Below are 24,674 nucleotides of genomic sequence, written 5' to 3' on the forward strand. Positions count from 1 at the left end.
TTATGTTCAAGGCAACAACTAATTATTTAAATTAAAATACAATCCTATACCAATGGAATTGATACCCTTATTTATCCAAGAACTTGAGCAAGAAGTAAAAGTTACCCGCCAGTTTCTGGAAGCTGTACCTGTTGACAAATTTGACTGGAAACCACATGATAAAAGCATGTCTATGCAACGACTGGCAATCCATATAGCAGAAATACCAGGTTGGATAGAAACTGCATTAACTACCCGAGTGCTGGACTTTGCAGAAGATGAATATGAACCTACTCCTGTTAAGGATACTAATGGATTGCTGTCCCTTCTCGAAGAATCTGTAGCAAAAGCAAATAAGGCACTGGAAAACGCAATTGAAGAAGACCTCTTACCAACATGGACCATGTGCAACGGTGACCAAGTACTCATAGAACTGCCCAAGCATGGCGTTATCCGACACTCTTTTAACCAGATAATTCACCACAGGGCCCAACTGGGTGTTTATTTCCGATTGCTGGATATTCCAGTTCCAAACAGTTATGGTCCCACAGCGAATAATCAAGAATTTTAATATTCTTTCTTGCAAGACTCTTCACTTTTCGTTCTCACAACTGGTTCAAGTCTGTGGTTTGGACCAGTTTTCTATCAACCATCCTCAAAACGGTACTCTTAATACTTCAGTATCAGAAAATAGTAATTCCCGTCACCTATCATCACGGAAATTAAACGGGCATGCTTGGTCAGCAGAGACACCCCGCCATGCAAACTAACTTTGTTTTTTATCTCTATGAGATTGCTTAAACTTTACTTTAGTACCGCAATTCTTCATACTATAAAACTATCAAAAGCTTTGGAGGGCCATTTTTTCTAAACCTGAAGTTTCCTAAATACACCTGCGTCATAGATTATTTAAACTAACAACCTTGTTATCCTGATCTTGTTTCAGGGCTTGAACATGGCATCGATGGTTGTTGTCTATTTCAAATTGAACGCCTGAACTGATAAGTTGATTTCCTTATGTACACGCCCAAACACTACAACCAAGACGACTGGGATGAACTCCAGCAATTTATTAAAACGTATAGCTTTGCAACCTTAGTAAGTATAGGCGATGTGTATCCCGTTGCTTCTCATATCCCTATTGAACTGGAAACTAATTTAGATGGTGATACCGTACTTTGGGGACATTTGGCGCGGGGCAACCGACAATGGAAAACATTTGAAAAGCATCATGATGTATTAGCAATATTTAAAGATCATGACAGCTATATCTCCTCCTCGTGGTATCAAGAACCGGAAGTGCCTACCTGGAATTACCGGGCTGTACATATTTATGGCGAATTAACGGAACTCACTGAGGATACCTTACGAGAATCGCTACGACGATTAATAGATAAATATGAACAAAACTCAGAATGTCCAGTTTCTATGGAATCATTGCCGGACAAGGTAGTGGAACCGCAGCTAAAAGGAATCTTTGGGTTTGAAATATCGATCGATATGATTGAGGCTTCATACAAGTTGAGTCAAAATAAAAGTGAAGAAGATCATAATAACATCATTAAAAAATTAATGGAAAGGGGGGACCACCAGAGTCGGGGAGTGGCAAAAGCTATGAAAAGGTCACAAAATGATTAATCTGAGTAAAAGCGCAAGAATCGGATTTTAACTTTGCATAATCTGCTTAATTTGATGTGAAATGGCAACAAGGTTTACAACAATGATCAATTATGAACGTGTGGGTAAGGCCATCAAATATATTAACGAACATGCCAACGAGCAGCCGAACCTGGATGATATAGCCGAAGCCATAAACCTAAGTCCCTATCACTTTCACAGAATGTTTAAAAAATGGGCTGGGATAACGCCAAAAAAATTCCTACAGTATATCAGTATAAATCATGCCAAAGAAATACTGCAAAATGATAAGACGATTGCAGAAGCTACTTTTCAGACCGGACTTTCAAGCAGCAGCCGCCTACACGACCTATTCGTAAAAATTGAAGGGATGACACCCGGTGAGTATAAAGAGGAGGGAAAGGCACTTAATATTCATTATCAGTTCGGAGAAAGCTTATTTGGTCCCACTTTAATAGCCTCCACCGGTAAAGGCATTTGCCATCTCAGTTTTGTTGATGATGAGGACCGTGCCTTAAAACAACTTGCAATGCGTTGGGCCAATGCACGCATCGGGGAGGCAAAGGATGAACACATTGAAAATTTGCAGCACGGATTAACGAGTCACCAAGGAAACCTCAACAAAGTAAAAGCTCATATCCGGGGCACTGATTTTCAACTGAAGGTCTGGGAGGCCCTCCTAAAAATCCCGGTGGGACAATTGGCCTCTTACTCTGATGTTGCCCGTGCCATCAATAAACCAAAAGCCTCACGCGCCGTTGGTACGGCCCTTGCTAACAACCCCGTGGCCTACCTAATACCCTGTCACCGGGTCATTCGCAAAGTTGGCAAGATAGGGCAATACCGATGGGGGAGTACCCGCAAGCAGGCCATTATCGGCTGGGAGTTGGCAGCAAGCCAACGCTCATAGTCCTATGCCAGGAGACCGTACATATATATCTAACCAGACATTATGCCAGCTCATCGGAAACCAACTTATACTTAGGATCTTCCCAGTAGTTAACATCAATAATGGCCGAAGCATTGTCGAGCATGTCTCGGCAGTCTGAGCTAAGGTGCTTTAAGTGCACTTTCTTACCCACCTTGGCATAGCGTTCTGTTACTTTATTAAGTGCTTCAATAGCTGAGTGATCCACAACCCGAGACTCTTCGAAATCGATAATCACTTCATCGGGATCATCCTCAATTTTAAACTTCTCCTGAAAGAGTCCTACCGATCCGAAAAATAATGGACCGTAAATTTCATAGTGCTTTATCCCGTCATCATCAATTCGTTTACGTGCCCGAATACGAAGAGCATTTTCCCAAGCAAACTTAAGAGCCGAAATCACGACTCCAATTAATACAGCAACAGCTAGGTTATGAAAGAAAATCGTAACCAGGGCCACAGTAATCATCACTATAAAATCAGTATGAGGCACATTCTTAAACATTCGTAGGCTGGCCCACTCAAATGTTCCGATGGCTACCATAAACATAAGGCCTACCAGCGCTGCCATGGGTACCTGCTCGATCAAAGAAGATCCCATTAACACAAATAATAATAATGCCACTGCTGCTACTACACCTGAAATACGGTTACGCCCACCGGAGCTCACATTAATAATACTCTGACCAATCATTGCACAACCGCCCATACCTCCAAAGAAGCCACAAACAGTGTTAGCAATGCCTTGAGCTACACTTTCTTTATTACCACGTCCCCGGGTTTCCGTCATCTCATCAACCACAGCTAGGGTTAACAAACTCTCAATAAGTCCCACCAGTGCCATAATTAACGAATAGGGAAAAACGATCATCAACGTTTCCAGGTTAAAGGGAATATCTGGGATATGGAAAGAAGGGAGACCACCTGAAATTGAAGCAATATCACCTACCGTTTTAGTAGGTATATCTAATGAAATAATAATACCGGAAACAACGAGGATTGCAGCTAAAGATGCCGGTACTGCCTTTGTTAATTTGGGCAGAAAGTGAATAATAGCCATTGTCAGTAACACAAATCCTAACATGATTATCAACGGCATACCGGTAATCCAATGCATCACACCACCAGCAGCCTCATACTGGAACTGCTTAAACTGCGCCATAAATATGACGGCAGCCAATCCATTTACAAAACCATACATTACTGCATGCGGTACCAGTCGAATAAATTTCCCCAGTCGTAATACCCCAATTAAAATTTGAATAGCTCCCATGAGTACTACTGCTGCAAACAAGTACTCAATACCATGACGCGCTACTAAACTTACCACTACTACGGCAATAGCACCGGTAGCTCCTGATATCATACCGGGCCGTCCACCTAAAACAGCTGTAATCAATCCAATTATAAATGCTGAGTATAACCCCACAAGCGGACTTACTTCAGCCATCAATGAGAACGCAACTGCTTCGGGTACCAGCGCCAGAGAAACAGTTAAGCCTGAAAGTACTTCATTCTTAAGGTTAAACTCTTTGTTTTTAAGTTGATCAATAAATACCATGTGCTGTACTAAAAGAAATAAAAATTAAAAATTACCTATTCTGATGTAGATCCTCCGCTCTTATAGAAAGGACTAGTTTTAACGAATTTTTTATCGCTAAGGGGTTAAAAAAGAGGTGGGATAAGAGGCGAGCAAAGATATGGATTATTCTAAGCAAAGACTACTTAGAATTACATTAAATTTCTCTCTTGGTTTCTTATATACAATATTTTGCATATATGCCGCAAAATATTTCAGCATGGAATGTACAATGTTAAAAAATCACTTTTTGCACTAAGCAAACAGAAACAGCCACTCAACCCCAAGAGTACCATATATTCATTCTTCTGCAATGCTATTGTTAGTATACTCTGCGATGCAAACTCCCAAGCTGAATTACTTTACGGAAATCCTTTTTTATTACATTTTAATTTTAATAAAAAAACTTGTTCCCGTATTACCAATAGAAAAACTGATAAAATAGCTTCAAAACTGCATCAAAAGGGAAAAATAGATCAAAAATAACCTATTCCACATGAATAAAATTCAATAGTTGCTTAGTACACGGTGATCACCTAATCATCAAAACAGTTTGCCCTGATCTCCATTACCATTAACATCTGGCAGATCCAGCTCTGTATTCAGTTCCTTATTGAGTTCATTAATAAAATGGGCTGCTAACTCTGGCGATTTCTTCTCTTTATTCTGATGCACAAAGAAGTAAATATTTTCCAGACCCTGTTCATACCAGATTTTGAGACGCTCTACCCACTCATCCAAACGAGGCACATCGGTAGGATGGTTTGCACCTACATACCGGATAAAAGCTTCGTTACTGGTAAGTCGCATGTGCAGCAAGTCGCGACGCCCAGCGGTATCGGTGATTACATTAGCTACATTGTTTTCCTCAAAAAGGGCATATAATTCATCAGCTATACTTTTATCATCAAACCAATCGGGGTGCCGAAACTCTACGGCCAACGGTATTCCCTCCGGCCAGTACTCCACAAAGTTTTGTACGCGATCAAAGAATTTTGGCTTAAAATTACCGCGTAACTGCAAGAAAACAGTTCCCAGCTTCTTCTTAAAATGCACAATGCTATCAATAAAATCATCCGTGCGCTTTTCAATGCCATTGAGCCACTTAAGATGACTGATATAACGATTTACCTTAGGAAAGAATTTGAAATTGCCCGGTACCCTGTCATGCCATTTCTTAACCTGATCTTCATCAAAGATGTTATAAAAAGTGGCGTTAAGCTCTACACAATTAAACTGCCTGCTGTAATAGGTCAGCTCATCACTGGTTCCTTTGGGATAAAAGCCCTTTAAATCTTTCCGATTCCACTTGGCACATCCCACATAAATATCAGGATCTGCTGAATTGCCGTTTTCATTGAGAACGATCTTTGTTTCAGGATGATCTTTTGGGAGTGCAAAATCAATTTGTCCCGGGTCGTCAACGGTACCAAATTTCATGATAATATGTTTTTAATTTCACAATTTCCTGTAAATGCAGTTCGTAAGAACCGGTTCGATGATCGTTTATTAAAGCACTGGAAATTACTGGACTTATCTGCTTCCATAACCATTGCTCATTGATGGTTTTGCCTCACTTGACTATCCATTCCTATTTATGTAACAAGCCTATGATAAAAAACCACTCTGAGCCATTTGTAGTACTTTTGACAAAAAGTCTAAGTGGTTAATTTTGGATGTTGGTAGGTAGCAGCAATGCCCAGTATTCCTGCTATAAACAGAATCCCCGGTGCTAAAAAAGGATAAGATCCAGTCATCGCCGGCCAGATAGCCTCCGTCCAAGTCATTGATGGATTAATTTCCAAGGTAAACATAAAGTTTCCTGAAAAATGATAGTACATACCCAAGAAAGACACCAGGCATATACCTCCCATGACCCATCGCAGGGTCTTAAGTGAATTTTCAGATGCACTCTTCCATACCCATCCGACTATCACTAAACCAACAAAAGATGCCAGAAAGGGAGTCCATTGCTTGCTTTCTTCAGTATGACCAAGCAAGATAAGCTCAAAAGCTGTCCCTATAAAAATAGCAGCGACTATAAGCAGTAAAAACTGCCGTAGTCGCTGTAATGTATATTCTGCTGACATCTATTCTTCAGCTTTTACATACTTTTTCGCTGTCTTCATTTGCTCTTCATTGAGATGTGAAGAGAGAGCCTCAAAAAATGCTTCATTTGTTTCAAACGAACGTCCTTCAATAAGCTCATTAGCTACCTTTTCATCTACGCCGGGAATCTGCTGCAATGTTGCGGCATCGCTGTCATTGCGATGATAAGGCACAAAGATATATTCTTCATAAGCAGCCACTTGTTCTTCATCAACATATTTTCCAATCTCTTTACGGAACTGACGAATACTTACATAGGGGCGATATTCTTCAAACTCGTGTACCATTTTGTCACCCACGTCAGGAATTTTTCGAAATGCTTCTTCAGATGCAGTATTGATATTCAACTTTGCCTCAGTAGAGGTAGTATCTGCAACCTGTTCCTTAGCAATTTCCTCACTCTCTTTTTCCTTTTTCTTCTCTGTATTTCCACCACATGCAACAATAGTTCCCAGTAGCAATACTATTAACCCACTTTTAAAATAATCAGTCGCATTATTCATGTTATCCTTCGCCCTTTTAATTATATAGATTCAGTTTAAATAGCTGAAGATACAGTTTTCTGATCCAACTGCAACCCCTAGCTGTTATTTCTTAACATTTTATAAAGATATGGTAACATATTCGTAGCAGCAGTAAGGTAGCTTCAATCTATAAGATATCTTAGAAGCTCTTCTGCTATTTAGTTCCTACTTCCTTAATAACTTTGGAATTCCATGGGCAAAACCGTCCTACGTTATCAACCCAATAGTCAATTTCCTTTTCAACATAACTGGGCCTACCATCGCACACCTCCATTGAAACTTCTACCAAATTCCATTTATCCGGAACAAAATGCCAACTCCATCCATTATTCTGCTCTGTGCCACGTGCAATTTCACCATTTATCATTAGTCCACGTTCTTCTTTAGGGCGGGCCAGCTGTTCACGAGCTTTTTTTATTACTTCTTGGTCCGAGGTCCTGGCAAAAAAATGTTCATCACCGGTAGTTTTGAACTCAAAATAGACCTGTTCTCCATCTCCGGATTCTGTTAAGCTACTGCATGAACACAACATTAAAAAGCAGGTTAAAGCAACTATATATTGACTAACTTTTACCATAAAGTTATCTATTTTCAATCCTAGTTCACTTTTCTACTATGATTAGAGCCTCATTCGCTTTGAGTTGTTTCAACAACTGGAAATATAATTTTTTGCTTATCAACATATGTAAATGAAGCGAGATCAATCTTTCTATACATTAGGAAAAACTGAAATAACCAGTTGTAAAATATTTTTCCTATGCACTTTATTAAAAATCTGGAGTGGCGTTATGCTATAAAACTTTTCTATCCCAACAAAAAGGTTTCTGAAACTCATCTCAATCTAATAAAAGAAACAATACAGCTTTCAGCCTCATCCTATGGTCTCCAACTTTATAAGGCCTTTATTATTGCAAATCCCGATATCAGGGCAAAACTAAAGTCGGCTTCCTGGGGTCCACAACAAATTACAGATGCCTCTCTTATAATCGTATTCTGTAGCTATACCGACGTACATCGCAAGCACATTGATGATTTTCTAACTTTAAAATCAAATACCCAAGATATTCCATTATCCGAACTGGAAGGTTATGGGGACTTTATGGAAGCCAAAATTAATGAAAAATCAGAGCAGGAGCTTAAACACTGGACGGCCAAACAAACCTATTTAGCCTTTGGGACACCAAAACCGCCTTCAGGTTTTTCGTGTTTTTGATAATAAAAAAAACCACCAGTGGACAAAGGTTTATCCCAAGGCGTTTGGTTATCGTATTTCCAAAGAAATACTAGAAAAAACTATAGATGATATTGACTACTACTTGGCCTACTATCAAGATAAACCGATAGGTACCGCTATGGCTATGGTACACCATACAGGAAAAGTGGCCGGTATTCACGGGGTGGGTATTATACCGGACGTACGCAGACAAGGTCTTTCCAATGAGTTGGTGCGTATTGTGTTAAACGGGGCTATCGAGGATGGAGCCGATTATGCGACCCTGCAGGCCTCCACCATGGGAAAAGGACTATATGAACAGCTTGGCTTTGCCGACCAGTTTATGATCTATAATTACGTTCTTTGATAGTTAGTTTGCAGAAAACCACTTTGGGCAAAATCTTACAGTAATTTAAGAACAAGCGTGTTTAAAAGCATTTCAAAGAAAAACACGATCATTACAAATGATAGCTTAGAAAAACGAAACTGATCATTGTCGTTAATGGCATTTTACCAAGAAAATATGGAGCCTTTTGTAAAACTATCTCCATCTCGTCATTCTGTCCACCGCCCGGCGGATCAGAATCTCATACGCAGTAGTTTGCTCAGGCGTAATAATAATTAAAAAGCCTCTTTCTGTTTCCAGAAAGAGGCTTGGCAATCAGAAAATGTGAAAATTTACTTTTCTTTACCAGTTGTGGAGGTATTCTCCTTAACCTTTTTTAGGATATCACCTTTTACAGACACATCTACTACATCATAGCCCAATTTCTTCAGCTTTGGGCGATGGGTTTTTGCATCCCCAACCACCAAGATATACATCTTGCCGGTGTCAATATGCTTTTTTGCCAGCTTATTGATCTCTTTTTTGGTAATAGAATCTATAATTTCGCGCTGTTTATCGACAAATGATTTATCAAGGTCATAGTGGACAATCTCCTGCAGAAATCCTGCCTTTTGCCAAGGAGTTTCATAACTGCGAGCATCGCGCTGACCAATAGAGTTACGCATGAAGTTAAGCTCTTCATCCGTAATTCCGTTCTCACGGAAATCATCCATCTCCTTCATAAACTCATGCACTGCACTATCAGTCGCAGCAGCTTTAACACCGGCTTGGGCTGTAAAAGGACCGGGAATATCACCAGAACTGAATCCGGTTCGTGCACCGTAAGTCCAGCCTTTATCTTCACGCAGATTTAAATTTATTCGACTGTTAAACGCACCACCCAGGTTATAATTCATCAGCGTTGATTTGAAGTATTCACCTGTTGCATCGTATGGCATATCTGTCATATGTCCGATACGAATCTGCGACTGTGGGGCATTCGCTTTATCAACAAGATAAACCTTGGTATTTTCACCAGAACTGGGTTCCGGCAGTTCAGGCATTTTAACCCCTTTGTTCTCCCAGTTTTTCAAGAACTCCAGCTCAGCCAATATTTCACCCTTTTTAACATCCCCAACAACAACCAGCTCTGAGAGATCCGGCGCATAATACTTCTGATAGAACGACTCTACATCATCCAAGGTAATGCGCTGTACTGTTTCCTCAATACCACTAGAGGGTACCGAATAGATATGCTTATCACCATATAGCAGGCGACTATATACCTGGCTGGCAATAGAAGCAGGATCTTTATATGAAGATTGAATACTTTCAATCTGTTGTTTTTTTACACGTGCGAAATCAGTAGAGTCAAAGGCCGGACGATAAAGAATCTCTTCTACCAACTCCAAGGTAGGCTTAAGGTTCTTTTTCAATGTACGTACATTGAGGTTGGTACTACTCTTCGAAGCATATACATTTACCGAACTTCCCAATTTGCGAAGCTCTTCCTGTATCTCTTCTGCACTATAATTCTCGGTAGATTCATTCAGCATAGAGGCCGTTAACGAAGCCAACCCTGCTTTGGTAGAATGATTCATATCTAGCCGGTGTCCACCGTTGATAGTGAGCTGGAGATTCACCACCGGAATTTCATTATATGACGTTCCGATAACCTTAATTCCATTGTCCATCTCTTTTTCCCAGAAGTCGGGTACACTTACCAGTGGGGCAGGACCGGCCTTTGGTTTTTTACTACGATCAAAACTATCTCCTGTAGGTCGTAAATATTCCAGTCCGGAATAATCTGTGGTAGGATAGGGATTTTCGCCCTCTTTCTTTGGCGTATAGTTATCAGCCTTTGCCGGCTTGGTTTTTTCATTAGGTAACACGCTTTGAATTACCGCAGGTTTCCCTTTGATATACTTTTTGTAGACGCGCATAATATCGGCTTTGGTAACCGAGCGATAGCGTTCCAGATCTTTTTTGATATAATCCGGATTATCTGCAAAAGTCTCATAACTAGCTAATTGAGATACTTTTCCACTTACACTGGCTAAACCATTAATGAAGTCTGACTCATATGAAGCCTTAATTTTCTGTAAATCTTCATCAGAAACACCATCTTTTTCAAAGTCTATGAGGATTTGGCGCATCTCTGATTCAAAATCGGAGAGTGTTTGTCCGGGAAACGGAAGAACAAACATCGTAAACTCGCCGGCCAGCTCACTCATAGAACTGAACGTTGAAGCCTGTATCGCTTTTCGAGGTTTCACAAACTTTTTATAAAAATAGGAGCTTTTCCCAGTTCCCAGAATTTGAGCTAAAAAGTCTAGCGCAGGCTCATCTTTGTGATATCGGGGGACTGTAGGAAAGGTGTATAATAATGCCGGAAATCGAATATTATCATCCACATATGACACATATCGATCTTTTTCAATACTTACCGGATCGAGCTTCATATCTTTAACTTCCGGTCCGCGCGGAATAACACCAAAGTATTTCTCTACTTTCTCAACAACCTCATCGGGATTAACATCGCCACCAATGGTCAGTGTAGCATTGTTAGGTCCGTAATAACGCAGAAAAAACTTCTTGAGGTCTGTTACATCTACCCGATCCAAATCTTTTAGCTTTCCGATGGTTAACCAAGAATAGGGGTGCCCATATGGATACAAAGATTCAGCATTGATTTCTCGCCATTGTCCATAAGCGCGGTTGTCGTAGTTCTGCTGCTTCTCATTTTTAACTGTGGCCCGCTGCACTTCGAACTTTTTCTGTGTTACTGCATTCAAAAAGAAACCCATACGGTCAGATTCCAACCAAAGCATTGCATCCAGCTGGTTAGAGGGTACAGTTTCAAAATAGTTGGTCCGGTCACGATTAGTAGTACCATTAAGGGTACCACCCGCTTCAGTAATAATCTTAAAATGTTCTTCGTCTTCTACGTTTTCAGAACCCTGGAACATCATATGCTCAAAGAAGTGAGCAAAGCCCGACTTTCCCAGTTCTTCTCGAGCAGATCCTACATGATAGGTTACATCTACATGAACAAGAGGGTCGGAGTGGTCTTCATGAATAATGAGAGTAAGACCATTATCCAATTCATACTTCTCGTAGGGAATGACAATTTCATCTCCCTTCTGTTCCACCTTTTCGATAAGTTTCGTCTGGGCAAAACCGATACTTTGTATCAGCAACAACCCGACTACCAGAAGTGCGCTATATTTTTTCATTTTAAAAGAGTTAATTGAAATTAGATTAATAGGAGAAAAGGATCGTTAATAAAAAGTGAACTCTCCATAAATAGTTTACTACGTAAATAGTAATAAAAAGTTATCTCAAATATGGAAATTTTTATTATTCCTAATCCTCTACAAATCATCTAAAGTATTTTACCAAATCTCCGGTAAATTGGTAGAACATATAAACTATTTCCGATTCCATCGCGTTGTCATTTTTTGTATTTTACGCTTAATTATTCTCTATGAAAAAGATTACCAAATACATACGCGAGCCCGTCAATAGTATTACCCATGGCGCCGGTGCTATATTAGCTATAGTGGGGCTTGCATTTTTACTGTATGAAGCTATCAAGAAGGGATCTGTTAGCCATATTATTGCTTTTTCTATGTTTGGATTGAGTATGGTTCTGCTCTATTCATCCAGTTCGTTGTATCATGCCTTACGGGTAAAAGAAAAAACCCTCGAACTGTTTCGAAAACTTGACCACAGCATGATTTATGTACTCATTGCCGGCACTTATACTCCTATTTGCCTGCTCGTTTTAGATGGCAGTTGGAAGTGGGGACTCTTTAGCACTATTTGGTGTTTGGCAGCTATTGGTATAATAAAAAAGTTCTTATGGATGAATGCTCCCCGCTGGCTTTCCACTGTTTTTTATTTGGCTATGGGATGGTTAGCTGTAATCATTTTTCCTACTCTCCTCGATAAACTGCCATTGGCATTTCTCATCTGGATTGGGCTTGGTGGCCTTGCATATACCTTGGGTGCTGTTATTTATGGAATTAAAAAACCCGATCCTATCCCAAATATTTTTGGGTTTCATGAAATTTGGCACCTCTTTGTAATGCTTGGTACTTTTTCACATTTCTGGGCCATTTACTGGTACCTTACTTAAAAAGTATTTTAAGTAAGAGTTTTTAGTCGTTACAATATTGCAGACTATCAAAACTTTAGTTACCTATGGAATAAAAGTTTGAAATTTATCCTTCATTCCATGAAAAGAATTATAATCTTCTTCTTTCTACTCTTTCTTGGATCCTTCTACCAAAACTGTATTGCCCAATTTTATCCTACACAGTACCGCCCTTCTCAACAAAACTGGCAATATCTCAATACCGAACACTTCAATATCATCTATGACCAAGCTAATGATTCTACAGCTTTAGCAACTGCTCAGCTCCTAGAAGATCAATATGCTTCTGTGCAGGAACTTGTGGGAGGAAAGCTTACCAATTTTCCCATTATTCTTAACAACTATAATGATCGATCTAACGGTTTTGTTACCCCTTTTAATTTTAGATCTGAAATTGAGCTTCCTCCTATTAAATCTAAAGCTATGAATCCCCGTACCGGGGGCTGGCTCCAAAACGTAGCTCCTCACGAGCTTGTACATGCCCTGCAGTTTAGTAACTTGGGTGATTGCAATATTCCACAATTTGTAAATATTTTTTCACCCGATCTGGCTCGTTCTTTTCATGGAGCTATCCCATCAGGTATAGTGGAGGGCATTGCCGTGCATCACGAATCTGAAGGAATTATAGAAAAAGGGGGACGAGGTAATTATCCATTTTTCACTAATCGTTTTAATGCCATGTTTAAAAGCGATCAGCGATGGTCGATGGGGCAACATGTTCACTTTTCAAGCAACACGCGTCCTTTTGACAGACATTACGTTGGAGGCTATGAGTTTACCTCTTGGTTGCAAAACAAATATGGAGATACAACCACCAAAGAAGCACTTGATTTTTATCTGGATTGGCCCTTCTTGGGCTATGGAGTAGCCCTTCGACATGCAACCGGAGATTGGCCCGGACAACTATATAATCAGTTTAAAAATGATCACGAAAGGGAACTTAAAAACTTCCATTCTTCCAATCAGCAACTTCAATATCTTAAAATTCCATTTAAAGGCAGAAAAATACGCCGGCCTAAATGGTTATCAAATTCTACACTCATTTTTTATGGCTCTTTCTATAACCAGCGTCCCGGCTTTTACTCTTATAACCTGAAAAACCAAGAATTAGAGCGGTTTATTACTACCAACACCGTAAGTGATTTTCATTATACATTATCAGCCGACCGCTCAAAAATGATCTACAGCTATTTTGAAGCCGATCCCCTCTACGACAGAACCTACAAAGCAGAGCTTGTTCAATACCATTTTGGAAGTAATCAAAAGAAACAGCTAACCAAAAAAGGTCGTTATTATGCACCTATTTTTGATGGGGATAAACTATTAGCTTTACAATCGGCACCAGCTACCTCTCGCTTAGTTGCTCTTCAACCACCTCCAGAAACGAACTCTCAACCTGAAGTTCTTATAACAGGAGAGAATTATCAGATCAAAGCAATTGCTAAAAATCCACAAACCAATTCTGTAGCCGTTACTGCCAATAAAAATGGCTTGCAAGCACTATGGATTTCTTCTCGAGACTCCCTTCAAAAACAGCTAGCCAAAAAACCTGATATAGCATTATATGGAGGCGCTATTTTTGACCCTCAGTGGCATCCGGAAGGAAAAAAAATATTATTTAGCAGTGATGCTTCCGGCAGCTTTCAACTCTATGAATATGATTTAAGTACTAATAATGTTGTTCAGATAACAAAAAACGGATTCAATGCATTTGAAGGCAGCTACAGCCCTAATGGCAATAGAATAGCTTTTATCAGACAGATAAAAAATGAACAGCTCCCTATTATATTAGATCGTTCAGATTTTGTAAACAAAACTGTTGATATCCAAGAACGAAAACCTTCATACTCAAATAAAGACGGAAGAATTCAGGAAATAGTATCAGATTCTATAATTACTGCATCTCTACAATGGGAAACTGGTAACTACTCATCGGGACTAAACTGGATAAAACCCAGAACTGTTTTACCGGTTTTTGAAGAAGTTTCGAATCAAGATGTCTACAAATGGGGACTTAGCCTCCATAGTACCAATACCTTATCTAACCAATCATATTCTGCGGAAGTAACATTTTCAGAAAATCGGTTCTGGTACGATTTAAGCTATCGTAACAAAGGTTTTTATCCCGGTTTTAGAACTCGCATTTATAGAGAACCAAGCTATAACTTTGCCCAACTTCAAAATAGTAATCAATCCATAACACTGCTTCGGGAAGAACGTGGAGGCTCCATAAGCGTACCCTTACCGGTTACTATAACCCAAAATACCTTTTTTACCAGTCTATTTATAGAACCGGAATTCCGGTATTCCCAATTAAAATTTACTGACCTTACCACTAATAGTTTCACAACTAATTTTAGCAATACAGCTATTGGAAATATATATGGCCAATTTAATTTCCGATTGCAGCAAAACATCAGGGATGTACAGCCCAATAGCGGTGCCCTTATTTACGCTGAAATAGAACACTATTTTGATTCAGGGGCTATTGATAAATTTGGTATACCGTCCAGGGAACCTACTGCACTACAGGGTGGACTTTTTACCTATCTTTCACCTCTAAAGAGGTGGAATCAATCACTACGATTGGGAATTAAAGGAATTACACAATCAGGATTAATCTATAATAACCAAGATATAGTTTCTGATGCATTCTCGGAACCGGTGTCTCCGACGAGTAATAATTTACTCAGTTTTAGCAGCCGGTATACCGTTCCGCTTCTTAATGCCGATGATGGTGGGTTTTTACTCCCCTTATACCTTAACAATATTTATTTAGTTGGTTTTACTGATACTATTGTAGATCCTTTGGCAGATAACTGGCAACAAGAAACGCGTACGGTTTTTGGCTTAGGATTACGTACACGTTTTAGAATATCTAATATGACCTTTGAACTGGGAGTCGGAGTTGGATATGAAGCTAGCAGAAATAGTACCCACTTTTTTATTGGCGATTTTTAAAAATACTAGGTGTTACTATCTTTATAGCTGTTCATATACTTATATTTTGTAACCCTTTTTTATGTCTTACTATAATTATATAACAACTTATTTCCTGGTTCTTGCAACTCTTTTCATTACCCTGGGCTGTCAACAAGAACAACCTGAAAAACCCGAGGAACCAGATCCAGTACGCAGAAAAAGCCCTATTGCTATTGCAAAAACCTTTCATCCCGAAACCAATACTTATATCAAAATTACATATGGCCAACCTTCAAAAAGAGGTCGTAATATCTTTGGGGATATTGTACCCTACAACGAGGTTTGGCGTAGCGGTGCTAATGAAGCTACAGAAATCACTACCACCAATGATATCAGAATTGGAGGAGAAAAATTACGGGCGGGTACGTATTCATTTTTTAGTATTCCCCGTAAAAATAAACCGTGGACCATTGTTATAAATAGCCAGCTGGGCCAATGGGGAGCATTTGACTACAATAAAACCTATGATGTACTACGTGTAGATGGTAAAGCCCGAACGAAAGATAAATCTACAGAAATATTCACACTCCAATTTACTGACATTGAAAATGATTCTACCAATATCGTTATGGAATGGGATTACACTATTGTAAAAATACCAGTTACATTTATTAATTCTGACCCTACCTCTTCAGAATGATTATTTAGGATTTTGAAAACCTATTTTTTCAAAAAATCACGCTACTTTTTGTAAGAGTTCATCGGGCACATCAATATCCATTCGTAGTAACATTGAAGCATGAGTTTTGCCCTGGGCATCCAGTTTTAGAGAGACTGTTCCCCCTCCGCCCAAACTTTCGTGCAGTACAAAGTTAAGAGCACCAATATTAGGAAGCTCATATCGTTTTACTTCCCCCTTACATATATGCTTCATATGTTCTTTCACCACATCAGCAGTGAGCTCCCTTTTAAGAAAAGAATAGAGATCCGGATGACGTGCTATTATCCCCACGTTACTTCCATCCCCTTTATCACCGCTTCGTCCATGTGCAATATCAATGAGCTTTACCTTGGCCATAACTGTTGGTCTAATTTTTTTTCTATTGTACTAAAAGATAGATTGATGTGAGAGTCCCCGCAAACAAAAATATTTTTAAAATGAATACTTCTTGATCTAACCTAATGAATTCAATTGGTCTTTTATAAAATCTCCAAAATTGATTGAGTTTAAAACGTGCACAAAATGAGGACCTCTGAATAAGAGAATGTTGGTAAATGATTGGGAGAGAGCAACAATTGGCTTTCTTTTTCTCGCTTAGGTTTGGTTTATTGTTTACCGTTGGCATAAGCATAATAATTGTAAGAAAATGATGTTTAAAAACGTCTGCTATCCAACGTTAAAACTGAAGTTACATCTATAAAAATATTACTAATGAGTAAGCCGAAACGAGTCGTCATTACGGGACTAGGAGCTTTATCACCGCTTGGAAATAATGTTGAAGATTTTTGGGAAAACCTTTGTAATGGTGTCAGTGGTGCCGACCGTATCACCAATTTTGATCCCTCTGAATTTCGCACCCATTTTGCATGTGAACTAAACAACTTTGATGTTTCTGAACATCTGGAGCATAATACCATTCGACGCTCCGATCCTTATAGCCAATATGCTTTAGTAGCAACTGACCAGGCTGTTGAAGATTCTGGGCTCGATTTTGATGAAATGGACCCTTTTGATACCGGTGTTATCTGGGGTAGTGGGCAGGGAGGTATGCATACCTTCGAAAACGAAGTTAAAAATTATGCTGAAAACGATTATTCACCTCGATTTAATCCATTTTTTGTGCCAAAACTTATCATCAACATGGCTCCGGGCATGATTTCGATGAAGTATGGGCTGATGGGCATTAATTATGCTACCGTATCGGCATGCGCTACTTCTAATACAGCAATAATGGATGCTCTTAACTATATTCGGTGGGGAAAAGCCAAGGTTATGATTACTGGTGGATCTGAAGCTGGTATTACCGAATCTTCTTTTGGAGGATTCTCTGCTATGCGTGCTATGTCACAACGTAATGATGATCCCAAGCATGCATCCCGGCCTTTTGATAAAGACCGCGACGGCTTTGTGATGGGAGAAGGGGCAGCAACGCTTATCCTTGAAGAATATGAGCATGCAAAAGCGCGTGGTGCGAAGATTTATGGAGAAGTTACCGGGGCAGCGATGACCGCCGATGCTTACCATATGACTGCCACACATCCAGAGGGTAGAGGCGCTAAAATGGCCATGAAAAGAGCCCTTGATGACAGTGAGCTAAATACCGAAGATGTTGACTACCTTAATACCCATGCAACATCAACACCGGTTGGTGATATCAGTGAAACCAAAGCTATTGCAAATGTTTTTGAAAATAACCTGGATAACTTACATATCAATGCTACAAAATCGATGACCGGACACCTGCTTGGTGCAGCTGGAGCTATCGAAGCAATTGCGAGTATTAAATCAATAAATGAAGGTATTATTCCGCCTACCATTAATACGGAAAATGTTGATGACAAAATTCCAGACGGAATTCAAATTGTTCTTAATGAAGCAATGGAAAAAGAAGTCAATGTTGCTATGAGTAACACCTTTGGTTTTGGAGGTCACAATGGCATTGTTGTGTTCAAAAAAGTCTGACTTTTTTGCTTTTCTGATTTTTGAAAGTCCGGTCTTTATGACCGGGCTTTTTTTATTTATGAAAAAAATCGACAAGTGAACTAACTAAAACTTTTTCATTAACTGCATCGAAAGGGTGTTTGGTTTTGGGCAAAACCATTAGCTGAGCATTGGGCATCTCTTGATAGACCTGTACAGTTTTATCAATATCGGCTGTAGTGTCCTTGTCACCCACATGCAACCTTACTGTGTGTTCAATCTTATTCCAATCTTCAGGCTTTATTGTTGGTTGACTCCCTAACCCCTCCAGCATCTGTTTAGTCTGCCGAACTACCCGCTGCCAACCATCGGGATGCCTTTTCTTCAAAATCTCTGCAAAATGAGGAACTTTTTCTTCTATCTTTTGCGGATATAGATAGCGACATTCTCGCCTTACAATTTCCTTATTCCACTGTAGCACAGTGCCAAGAGTAGCAATTTTGTTTATTCGCCCTGGATGGGTAAGTGCTAAAGACAGAGCCACATAACCGCCCATGCTGTATCCAAAAATGTTTGCTTCATTAATATTGTGTTCTTCCAAGTATCCCAACACATTTTCGGCAAAATAGGAGATTCGGAATGGACTGTCTGTTGCTCCTGATTCACCATGTCCTTCAAAATCCAGCTGATGAATTTCAAAATTATTCGCAAGAGCTGATTTGATACCATCAAATTGCTCTTTACTACCCAAAGCCCCATGTAATAATATGAGAGGTAACATAATATATTATTAACTAAACGATTAATTAAATTAATCCTCTTACATAAATTTTAATAGTATCTTCAAAGAAATTATATCCAGTTCTTGAGGAGATACATTTTTATGTATGGTCTCCACTTTACAAAGAGGAAATTAACCATATTTCTTTCTAAATCCTTAAGCCTCACTCTCCAGATAGTATTGCTATCACTGTTTACCCATTGTAACAGGAATCCAACTACCACGACCTTTTTTGACAGCTATAGACCTACAGTTTAGGTAATAGTTATATCTAATCAATGATACCCATTTCAACAACTGTCTCATCCATTTCAGAAACAATTTCCTGAACCTCTTCTGCAGTATCCGGATCTACGACAGCAATAAGTCCAATTCCCAGGTTAAAAGTAGAGCGCATATCGTCTTCAGGGACATTTCCAATATCCTGAATCAACTCAAAAAGTGCTGGACGATCCCAGGCATCCCAATCTATGTTGATGCCCAGCTGCTCAGGTACTACCCGTTTTGTGTTACCAATAATTCCACCGCCGGTTACATGAGAAAAGCCGTGTACACCATTAATATCTCGTAATTCTTTGATTAATGGTAAATACGATTTGTGTATGGCCAACAAGGCTTCACCAACCGTACCGTCAAGTTCATCTACTTTATCACTTACTTCATATTTCGAAAACAATACTTTACGGGCCAGAGAATAACCATTGGTATGCAAACCAGTACTGGGAAAGCCGAGAAGAACATCTCCTTGCTCAATATCCTTACCATTAATCACTTTTTCACGGTCAACCATACCCACAATGGTCCCTGCCAAGTCAAACTCACCCTCATTGTAGATATCGGGCATCTCTGCAGTTTCTCCACCGATAAGTGCTACTCCATTTTCTTTACAGGCTTTAGCAAAGCCTTTAACTACTTCGTAACCTACTTCCTGTTCCAGTTTTCCGGTAGAAAAATAATCCAGAAAAAAGAGAGGATCGGCACCACAAACAGCAATATCGTTTATGCAATGATTAACCAAATCTTGGCCGACAGTATCATATTTTTGAGCTTTAAAAGCTACAATTAGCTTAGTACCTACACCATCCACGCTACTAACAAAAACAGGATCATCATAGCTTCCTAAATCAGGACGAAAGAACCCCCCAAATCCACCGATATTACTTAGTACGGCATTACTGTGGGTTTCTTTTACTACATCTTTAATTGATTCTACCATTTCTTCACCGGCTTCAATATCAACACCGGCATCTTTATACGTAAATTCTTTTTTACTCATTAGTTCCAGTTTTTTCGCTTTTTCAAAGTTGTTATGTGTGCCAGGTGATGTTTCCCATGCCAAGCATAAAGGCCTATTAAACTTTTCAATACAAGTATACCTTGATCAGGATGAACAAGTTCTCGGTTAAGCTGGTTTTTATCCAGTGACTTAAGCAAATTAGTCCAACGCTGATGTATACCGCTAATCACCTTCAGTGAAGGTTCAATAGACGCAGAAGAATCAACGAGATCAGCCCATAAATCCTGATCGTAAGGTTTTACAGTTGGACAATCTTCAGTAAGAGTTAATTTAACTCGGCAGTATCCATTTAGGTGACTGTCAGCAAGATGATGGATTACCTGACGCAAAGTCCATCCATTTTCTCGATAAGGTGTCTTAAGTTGCTCATTTGTTAACCTTGAAACTTGTTTTTGTAATTGCATTGGTAATGCCTCAATCTCGTCAATCGAGCTGGCAATATCCCGGGGAGAGACAGGATCTTGGATCTGGTACCGACCAATCGGATATTTGAGATTTAGCATAATTTATTCTGAACGTTTCAGAGGTTCGCTTTTTAAACTGATATGAATATAGCCAACTTGGTTCTCGTTTTTAAGAATTATTTCTCCACATTATCCACCGGAAAACACTAAATACAATAAGATTATAATATTTGTAGTACATAGTAGTTACTGTGGATAAGTGGAAAACTTTTCCATACACAGTAATATAATATTGTTAACAGTTTTGTGGATTATTTTGTGGATAACTATCATATAAAAAACAATACTTTAGCGTTAATTATTTTTGGTTATCCACAATCCACAATAAAGTGAGTGTCAAGAAAAAAATGTTATCGACACAAAAATTTGATTGGATAACCTGTGGAAAACAAAATTAAGTTGTTGAAAGCTGTGGAGAAATTTTGTTGGTTTTGAATGTTCTATTTTGAGAAGAAGTTATACACATACTTATCCACATAGTTATTAACAGACTTAAATATGAAAATTGTTCTACAGCGGGTATCAAAAGCGAGTGTTACAGTCGACGATGTGCGAATCGGATCAATTTCAGATGGTTTGATGCTGCTTGTTGGTGTCCATGAAGATGACACTAAAGAAGAAATGGAGTGGCTGGCAGAAAAGATTTTAAAACTCCGTGTGTTTGATGACAAGGATGGTAAAATGAATCTGTCGGTACAAGATATTAATGGAGAGATTCTGGTAGTCCCACAGTTTACTTTATACGGTGATTATAAACAGGGAAACAGACCAAGTTACTTTGAGGCTGCTGGTCCTAAAAAGGCTAAACAGCTATATAAAGGAATACTTACCTATTTTAAGGAGAACTCATCTCTTAATATAGAAAGAGGTGAATTTGGTGCTTATATGGATGTTGAGCTTAACAACGATGGTCCGGTTACTTTGGTTATGAAAAGATAAAACTCAAACTACCAGGTGAGTTTTACGGTTTTAAATGAATATTTTAACTGCTATTATCTGTTCTAATGGCTGTACTTTTTCTATTTATAGATGGCGTTGGGCTGGGACCTGAAGGTTCATCTAATCCGTTTGTTGATGCAAATTACAAAGGTTTTACGGCTATGGCGGGTGGTCACAATTTTACGATCGATTCTCCACCGGTTAAAACTAATGATCATCTTTTTAAAGGTATTGATGCAAATCTTGGTGTTGAAGGTTTACCGCAAAGTGGAACAGGACAAACGGCTCTGTTTACCGGGGAAAATGCATCTCAAAAAATAGGCAAACATTTTGGGCCTTTTCCACATTCAGGGATCAAGACATTCTTAAAAGAAGAAAGTATTTTTCACAGGGCCCAGGAAAGGGGAAAACAATGCCAGTTTATGAATGCTTATCCGGATATTTTTTTTAAGAAAGCACGAGAAAGAGATAGATGGAGCTGTACCACCCTGATGACAAAAAGTGCTAATTTAGCGTTAAATAGCGTTGAAGAAGTTAAAGAGGGGAAGGCATTAACCGCTGAAATTACACAGCAAGCATGGCGTGATAAACTAGGAATAGATGTGCCTCATGTTTCTCCGGAATCTGCAGCAGATCGATTGTTGGAACAATCTAAAAAATATGATCTGTTATTACATGAATACTATCTGACAGACAAAGCAGGTCACAGTCAAGAGATGAAAAAAGCTCATAAATTTCTATCGGTTTATGATCGTTTTTTATGGCATCTAATTAATCATAAACCGAGGGAGCTAACGATTGTTCTGTCGAGCGATCACGGAAATGTAGAAGACCTTTCTATTAAAACACATACCCGAAATGAGGTTCCCCTTTTTGTATACGGGCCGGGAGCTAATTCTTTTGAAGAAGCAAAGAGTATTATGGATGTGACTCCGGGGATAGTAGAAATATTGATCTAAAGAGTTTTGGAGGGGAATATTTTATAAACTAACCATATAGTTAATGGTATAAGAATTTCCCATAAATTTAGGATAAATAAAAAAAGATCCCTGCAAAATACAGGGATCTTTAATTGGAGAAAAGGGTAGAAGGGAGGTTATTTTTCCAGAGACTCTTTAATTCTGTTAGAAATCTCTTCAATGGAACCCACCCCATTAATTCCTATAACTACGCTCTGTTCCTGGTAGTAATCCAATACTGGTTGTGTTTCATTACGGTATACATCAAGACGATTTCTAACTTTTTCCGGGGTGTCATCAGAACGACCTTCTCCACGACTTAGAATACGGTCAACAAGTTCTTCTTCCGGAACTTCCAGTTGTAAGAAGGCATCCAGCTTCTTCCCTTTTTTATCTAGGATTTCATCAAAAGCTTTGGCTTGCGGAACTGTACGTGGAAAACCATCTAAAACATAACCGTCCTCATATTTTTCATCTCTTAATTCTTCTTCAACAAGGCCTACAACCTTTTCATCAGGGACCAGATCGCCTGCATCAAGAATAGATTTAACCTCTTTACCCAGAGGGGTTTCATTTTTAATAGCAGAACGGAATATCTCTCCGGTAGAAAGGTGAGGAATCCCATATTCTTCACTAATGAGTTCCGCTTGGGTTCCTTTGCCGGCGCCGGGAGGTCCAAAGATGATGATGCGCATAAAATCGGGTTAACTGATAGTTTTGGTTACTTTGAAAGTAAGCTGAAAATAGGGCAATTGGCAGGTATATTCAATTTTAAAAGGCAGTTAACTTCTTCTTAATGAAAAAGTGTTCTGCAACCCCTACTTTAGGTTAAAATTACATAATAAGATAAATACTATGCGAAAGTATCTAATATCACTTAGTACACTCCTTTTTGTATTAACGATTACTCTACAGGGACAGCAAAAGCACTCTCTATTGGAAGCGGGTCCTATGTTGGGGCATGTAGAGATGCAGGAGGCTAACCTATGGTTGCAGACTAAAAAATCAGTAAAGTTCAAAGTAAAGTACCGGGAAGAAGGAAGTAAGAATAACGAATTTCATTCTTTCATGGGTATTACTAATGGATCGTCATCCTATACTGCCCATATCAAATTAACTAACCTTAAGATGGGTACTACCTATACTTATGAGTTGTATATAGAAGGAAAAAAGGTTGCATTACCATATGAAACGGAGTTTACTACCCAACAGTTGTGGCAGTGGCGAACTGATGCTCCTGACTTTACTATAGCGATGGGATCTTGTCTCTATATCAATGATGGTAAATATGATCGTCCCGGAACACCGTATGGAAAAGGCACTGAAATCCTTAATAAAATAAATAAACAAGATCCGGATATTATGCTCTGGTTGGGAGATAATGTCTATTATCGTGAACCGGATTTTTATTCCCAAGCACGTATGGACTATCGTTATAAGGATGCCCGCAATACCCCGGATATGCAACCTCTGTTAGCAAATGCTATTAACCTGGCCACTTGGGATGATCACGACTATGGGCCTAATAATTCTGATCGGTCGTATCGTATGCGTGAGGAAGCATTGGAAATCTTTAAACGTTATTGGGCCAATCCCAGTTATGGTACGTCCGAAGCAAAGGGTGTATTCACCAAATATAAATACAGTGATGTTGAACTGTTCTTTATGGATGACCGTTACCATCGGGCACCTAATAATATTGAAAGTGAAAACAAGGATTTCTTTGGCAACGCCCAGTTACAGTGGTTAAAGGATAGCTTGGTAGGTAGTAATGCAACTTTCAAAATTATAGTAGTAGGTAATCAGGTTACTAATAAGATGAATAATCATGAATCACTGTATGCTTATGGCAGTGAATATGATGAAATTATGAGGTTCTTAGAGGAGCATGATATAGAAGGGGTACTATTTATTACAGGAGATCGACATTTTACCGAGCTACTGAAAACAGAACGTAAAAATAGTTACCCGGTCTATGAGTTTACCTCATCACCGTTATCGAGTGGTGCTTATAGTACATTGGATGAGTCTAAAGAATATGAAAATCCGCAGCGAGTAGACGGTACGCTGGTTTATCAGGATCAGAACTTTGGGATGATACGTGTAGAAGGGAAGAAGGATAATCGTCGTTTAGTGTTTGAAACCTACGGGTCAAATGGAGATAAACGGTGGGAGTATAGCATTACTGAAAAGGACCTGTCCAATAAATAATAGGTG

Annotated in this window: 23 protein-coding genes; 12 read left to right on the forward strand and 11 right to left on the reverse strand. The window is 39.1% G+C overall.

The genetic code is table 11. The features are described 5' to 3' along the window. Window positions 1-52 precede the first annotated feature (52 nt). The 3 genes from FCN14_RS09665 (at window position 53) to FCN14_RS09675 (ending at window position 2,527) form a co-directional block, all read left to right on the forward strand. A complete protein-coding gene (locus tag FCN14_RS09665; protein ID WP_138431077.1) occupies window positions 53-550 on the forward strand; it encodes a DinB family protein in 498 nt (165 codons plus the stop codon). Window positions 551-996: 446 nt separating this feature from the next. Then, the gene (locus tag FCN14_RS09670) at window positions 997-1,617 is read left to right on the forward strand and encodes an FMN-binding negative transcriptional regulator (protein WP_138431078.1); all 621 of its coding nucleotides are present in this window, start codon (window positions 997-999) and stop codon (window positions 1,615-1,617) included. A 61-nt stretch (window positions 1,618-1,678) separates the two neighbouring features. Continuing rightward, a complete protein-coding gene (locus FCN14_RS09675; RefSeq protein ID WP_212747612.1) occupies window positions 1,679-2,527 on the forward strand; it encodes a bifunctional transcriptional activator/DNA repair enzyme AdaA in 849 nt (282 codons plus the stop codon). Window positions 2,528-2,567: 40 nt separating this feature from the next. Here the strand turns inward: FCN14_RS09675 and FCN14_RS09680 are convergent, their stop codons facing one another. From FCN14_RS09680 to FCN14_RS09700, 5 genes are all read right to left on the reverse strand, one after another. After that, on the reverse strand, window positions 2,568-4,106 hold the full coding sequence (locus tag FCN14_RS09680; protein ID WP_138431079.1) for a SulP family inorganic anion transporter: 1,539 nt from the start codon (window positions 4,104-4,106) through the stop codon (window positions 2,568-2,570). Between the two features lie 561 nt (window positions 4,107-4,667). Beyond that, a complete protein-coding gene (locus tag FCN14_RS09685; RefSeq protein ID WP_138431080.1) occupies window positions 4,668-5,564 on the reverse strand; it encodes a DUF72 domain-containing protein in 897 nt (298 codons plus the stop codon). Window positions 5,565-5,782: 218 nt separating this feature from the next. Continuing rightward, window positions 5,783-6,214 (reverse strand): hypothetical protein, encoded by a 432-nt coding sequence (locus tag FCN14_RS09690; protein WP_138431081.1) that lies wholly within the window; start codon window positions 6,212-6,214, stop codon window positions 5,783-5,785. Further along, the gene (locus FCN14_RS09695; protein WP_138431082.1) at window positions 6,215-6,736 is read right to left on the reverse strand and encodes a ComEA family DNA-binding protein; all 522 of its coding nucleotides are present in this window, start codon (window positions 6,734-6,736) and stop codon (window positions 6,215-6,217) included. 175 nt (window positions 6,737-6,911) lie between these two features. Continuing rightward, window positions 6,912-7,334, reverse strand: a complete 423-nt coding sequence (locus tag FCN14_RS09700; protein WP_138431083.1) for a BP74-related protein — start codon at window positions 7,332-7,334, stop codon at window positions 6,912-6,914. A gap of 180 nt (window positions 7,335-7,514) precedes the next feature. Between FCN14_RS09700 and FCN14_RS09705 the strand changes: the two genes are divergently transcribed. Then, window positions 7,515-7,970, forward strand: coding sequence for a nitroreductase family protein (locus FCN14_RS09705; RefSeq protein ID WP_138431084.1), 456 nt, complete (start codon window positions 7,515-7,517; stop codon window positions 7,968-7,970). Then, window positions 7,930-8,337: a GNAT family N-acetyltransferase gene (locus FCN14_RS09710; protein ID WP_138431085.1), complete on the forward strand. Its 408-nt coding sequence runs from the start codon at window positions 7,930-7,932 to the stop codon at window positions 8,335-8,337. The genes FCN14_RS09705 and FCN14_RS09710 overlap by 41 nt, the downstream gene beginning before the upstream one ends. Before the next feature lie 311 nt (window positions 8,338-8,648). Here FCN14_RS09710 and FCN14_RS09715 read toward each other — a convergent pair whose 3' ends face one another. Further along, entirely contained in the window at window positions 8,649-11,531 is a 2,883-nt protein-coding gene (locus tag FCN14_RS09715) for a M16 family metallopeptidase (protein ID WP_138431086.1), read from the reverse strand. 251 nt (window positions 11,532-11,782) lie between these two features. Between FCN14_RS09715 and trhA the strand changes: the two genes are divergently transcribed. From trhA to FCN14_RS09730, 3 genes are all read left to right on the forward strand, one after another. Further along, the gene (gene trhA, locus FCN14_RS09720) at window positions 11,783-12,436 is read left to right on the forward strand and encodes a PAQR family membrane homeostasis protein TrhA (RefSeq protein WP_138431087.1); all 654 of its coding nucleotides are present in this window, start codon (window positions 11,783-11,785) and stop codon (window positions 12,434-12,436) included. 99 nt (window positions 12,437-12,535) lie between these two features. Next, window positions 12,536-15,415, forward strand: coding sequence for a TolB-like translocation protein (locus FCN14_RS09725; protein ID WP_138431088.1), 2,880 nt, complete (start codon window positions 12,536-12,538; stop codon window positions 15,413-15,415). A gap of 61 nt (window positions 15,416-15,476) precedes the next feature. Then, the gene (locus tag FCN14_RS09730) at window positions 15,477-16,076 is read left to right on the forward strand and encodes a DUF2911 domain-containing protein (protein WP_138431089.1); all 600 of its coding nucleotides are present in this window, start codon (window positions 15,477-15,479) and stop codon (window positions 16,074-16,076) included. A 36-nt stretch (window positions 16,077-16,112) separates the two neighbouring features. On the opposite strand, the gene FCN14_RS09735 is transcribed toward FCN14_RS09730, so the two are convergent. After that, a complete protein-coding gene (locus FCN14_RS09735; protein ID WP_138431090.1) occupies window positions 16,113-16,454 on the reverse strand; it encodes an AtuA-related protein in 342 nt (113 codons plus the stop codon). A gap of 354 nt (window positions 16,455-16,808) precedes the next feature. Between FCN14_RS09735 and fabF the strand changes: the two genes are divergently transcribed. Next, on the forward strand, window positions 16,809-18,059 hold the full coding sequence (gene fabF, locus FCN14_RS09740; protein ID WP_138431091.1) for a beta-ketoacyl-ACP synthase II: 1,251 nt from the start codon (window positions 16,809-16,811) through the stop codon (window positions 18,057-18,059). A 52-nt stretch (window positions 18,060-18,111) separates the two neighbouring features. Here fabF and FCN14_RS09745 read toward each other — a convergent pair whose 3' ends face one another. The 3 genes from FCN14_RS09745 to FCN14_RS09755 all read right to left on the reverse strand — a co-directional run bounded on the left by FCN14_RS09745 (window position 18,112) and on the right by FCN14_RS09755 (window position 20,598). After that, complete coding sequence (locus FCN14_RS09745; protein WP_138431092.1) at window positions 18,112-18,798, reverse strand: alpha/beta fold hydrolase; 687 nt, start codon at window positions 18,796-18,798, stop codon at window positions 18,112-18,114. A gap of 271 nt (window positions 18,799-19,069) precedes the next feature. Further along, the gene (gene purM, locus FCN14_RS09750; protein WP_138431093.1) at window positions 19,070-20,074 is read right to left on the reverse strand and encodes a phosphoribosylformylglycinamidine cyclo-ligase; all 1,005 of its coding nucleotides are present in this window, start codon (window positions 20,072-20,074) and stop codon (window positions 19,070-19,072) included. Then, window positions 20,074-20,598 carry a YfiT family bacillithiol transferase gene (locus FCN14_RS09755; protein ID WP_138431094.1) on the reverse strand — a complete coding sequence of 175 codons (525 nt, stop codon included), beginning with the start codon at window positions 20,596-20,598 and terminating at the stop codon, window positions 20,074-20,076. Before FCN14_RS09755 ends, purM begins: the two co-directional genes overlap by 1 nt. 459 nt (window positions 20,599-21,057) lie before the next feature. Between FCN14_RS09755 and dtd the strand changes: the two genes are divergently transcribed. Both dtd and FCN14_RS09765 read left to right on the forward strand, forming a co-directional pair. Next, the gene (dtd, locus tag FCN14_RS09760; RefSeq protein ID WP_138431095.1) at window positions 21,058-21,498 is read left to right on the forward strand and encodes a D-aminoacyl-tRNA deacylase; all 441 of its coding nucleotides are present in this window, start codon (window positions 21,058-21,060) and stop codon (window positions 21,496-21,498) included. 65 nt (window positions 21,499-21,563) lie between these two features. Beyond that, window positions 21,564-22,457, forward strand: a complete 894-nt coding sequence (locus FCN14_RS09765) for an alkaline phosphatase family protein (protein WP_138431096.1) — start codon at window positions 21,564-21,566, stop codon at window positions 22,455-22,457. Between the two features lie 137 nt (window positions 22,458-22,594). On the opposite strand, the gene FCN14_RS09770 is transcribed toward FCN14_RS09765, so the two are convergent. Continuing rightward, entirely contained in the window at window positions 22,595-23,152 is a 558-nt protein-coding gene (locus FCN14_RS09770) for an adenylate kinase (RefSeq protein ID WP_138431097.1), read from the reverse strand. Between the two features lie 160 nt (window positions 23,153-23,312). Here FCN14_RS09770 and FCN14_RS09775 point away from each other — a divergent pair, with 160 nt between their 5' ends. Further along, complete coding sequence (locus tag FCN14_RS09775; RefSeq protein WP_138431098.1) at window positions 23,313-24,668, forward strand: alkaline phosphatase D family protein; 1,356 nt, start codon at window positions 23,313-23,315, stop codon at window positions 24,666-24,668. Window positions 24,669-24,674: the final 6 nt, after the last annotated feature.

This window comes from Fodinibius saliphilus (assembly GCF_005869845.1).
Classification (GTDB): domain Bacteria; phylum Bacteroidota; class Rhodothermia; order Balneolales; family Balneolaceae; genus Fodinibius; species Fodinibius saliphilus.

Bases quoted from the DNA above. Each gene is read 5' to 3' on its own strand.
- FCN14_RS09665 (WP_138431077.1), top strand. From the start codon at position 53: ATGGAATTGATACCCTTATTTATCCAAGAACTTGAGCAAGAAGTAAAA.
- FCN14_RS09670 (WP_138431078.1), top strand. From the start codon at position 997: ATGTACACGCCCAAACACTACAACCAAGACGACTGGGATGAACTCCAG.
- FCN14_RS09675 (WP_212747612.1), top strand. From the start codon at position 1,679: ATGGCAACAAGGTTTACAACAATGATCAATTATGAACGTGTGGGTAAG.
- FCN14_RS09680 (WP_138431079.1), bottom strand. From the start codon at position 4,106: ATGGTATTTATTGATCAACTTAAAAACAAAGAGTTTAACCTTAAGAAT.
- FCN14_RS09685 (WP_138431080.1), bottom strand. From the start codon at position 5,564: ATGAAATTTGGTACCGTTGACGACCCGGGACAAATTGATTTTGCACTC.
- FCN14_RS09690 (WP_138431081.1), bottom strand. From the start codon at position 6,214: ATGTCAGCAGAATATACATTACAGCGACTACGGCAGTTTTTACTGCTT.
- FCN14_RS09695 (WP_138431082.1), bottom strand. From the start codon at position 6,736: ATGAATAATGCGACTGATTATTTTAAAAGTGGGTTAATAGTATTGCTA.
- FCN14_RS09700 (WP_138431083.1), bottom strand. From the start codon at position 7,334: ATGGTAAAAGTTAGTCAATATATAGTTGCTTTAACCTGCTTTTTAATG.
- FCN14_RS09705 (WP_138431084.1), top strand. From the start codon at position 7,515: ATGCACTTTATTAAAAATCTGGAGTGGCGTTATGCTATAAAACTTTTC.
- FCN14_RS09715 (WP_138431086.1), bottom strand. From the start codon at position 11,531: ATGAAAAAATATAGCGCACTTCTGGTAGTCGGGTTGTTGCTGATACAA.
- trhA (WP_138431087.1), top strand. From the start codon at position 11,783: ATGAAAAAGATTACCAAATACATACGCGAGCCCGTCAATAGTATTACC.
- FCN14_RS09725 (WP_138431088.1), top strand. From the start codon at position 12,536: ATGAAAAGAATTATAATCTTCTTCTTTCTACTCTTTCTTGGATCCTTC.
- FCN14_RS09730 (WP_138431089.1), top strand. From the start codon at position 15,477: ATGTCTTACTATAATTATATAACAACTTATTTCCTGGTTCTTGCAACT.
- FCN14_RS09735 (WP_138431090.1), bottom strand. From the start codon at position 16,454: ATGGCCAAGGTAAAGCTCATTGATATTGCACATGGACGAAGCGGTGAT.
- fabF (WP_138431091.1), top strand. From the start codon at position 16,809: ATGAGTAAGCCGAAACGAGTCGTCATTACGGGACTAGGAGCTTTATCA.
- FCN14_RS09745 (WP_138431092.1), bottom strand. From the start codon at position 18,798: ATGTTACCTCTCATATTATTACATGGGGCTTTGGGTAGTAAAGAGCAA.
- purM (WP_138431093.1), bottom strand. From the start codon at position 20,074: ATGAGTAAAAAAGAATTTACGTATAAAGATGCCGGTGTTGATATTGAA.
- FCN14_RS09755 (WP_138431094.1), bottom strand. From the start codon at position 20,598: ATGCTAAATCTCAAATATCCGATTGGTCGGTACCAGATCCAAGATCCT.
- dtd (WP_138431095.1), top strand. From the start codon at position 21,058: ATGAAAATTGTTCTACAGCGGGTATCAAAAGCGAGTGTTACAGTCGAC.
- FCN14_RS09765 (WP_138431096.1), top strand. From the start codon at position 21,564: ATGGCTGTACTTTTTCTATTTATAGATGGCGTTGGGCTGGGACCTGAA.
- FCN14_RS09770 (WP_138431097.1), bottom strand. From the start codon at position 23,152: ATGCGCATCATCATCTTTGGACCTCCCGGCGCCGGCAAAGGAACCCAA.
- FCN14_RS09775 (WP_138431098.1), top strand. From the start codon at position 23,313: ATGCGAAAGTATCTAATATCACTTAGTACACTCCTTTTTGTATTAACG.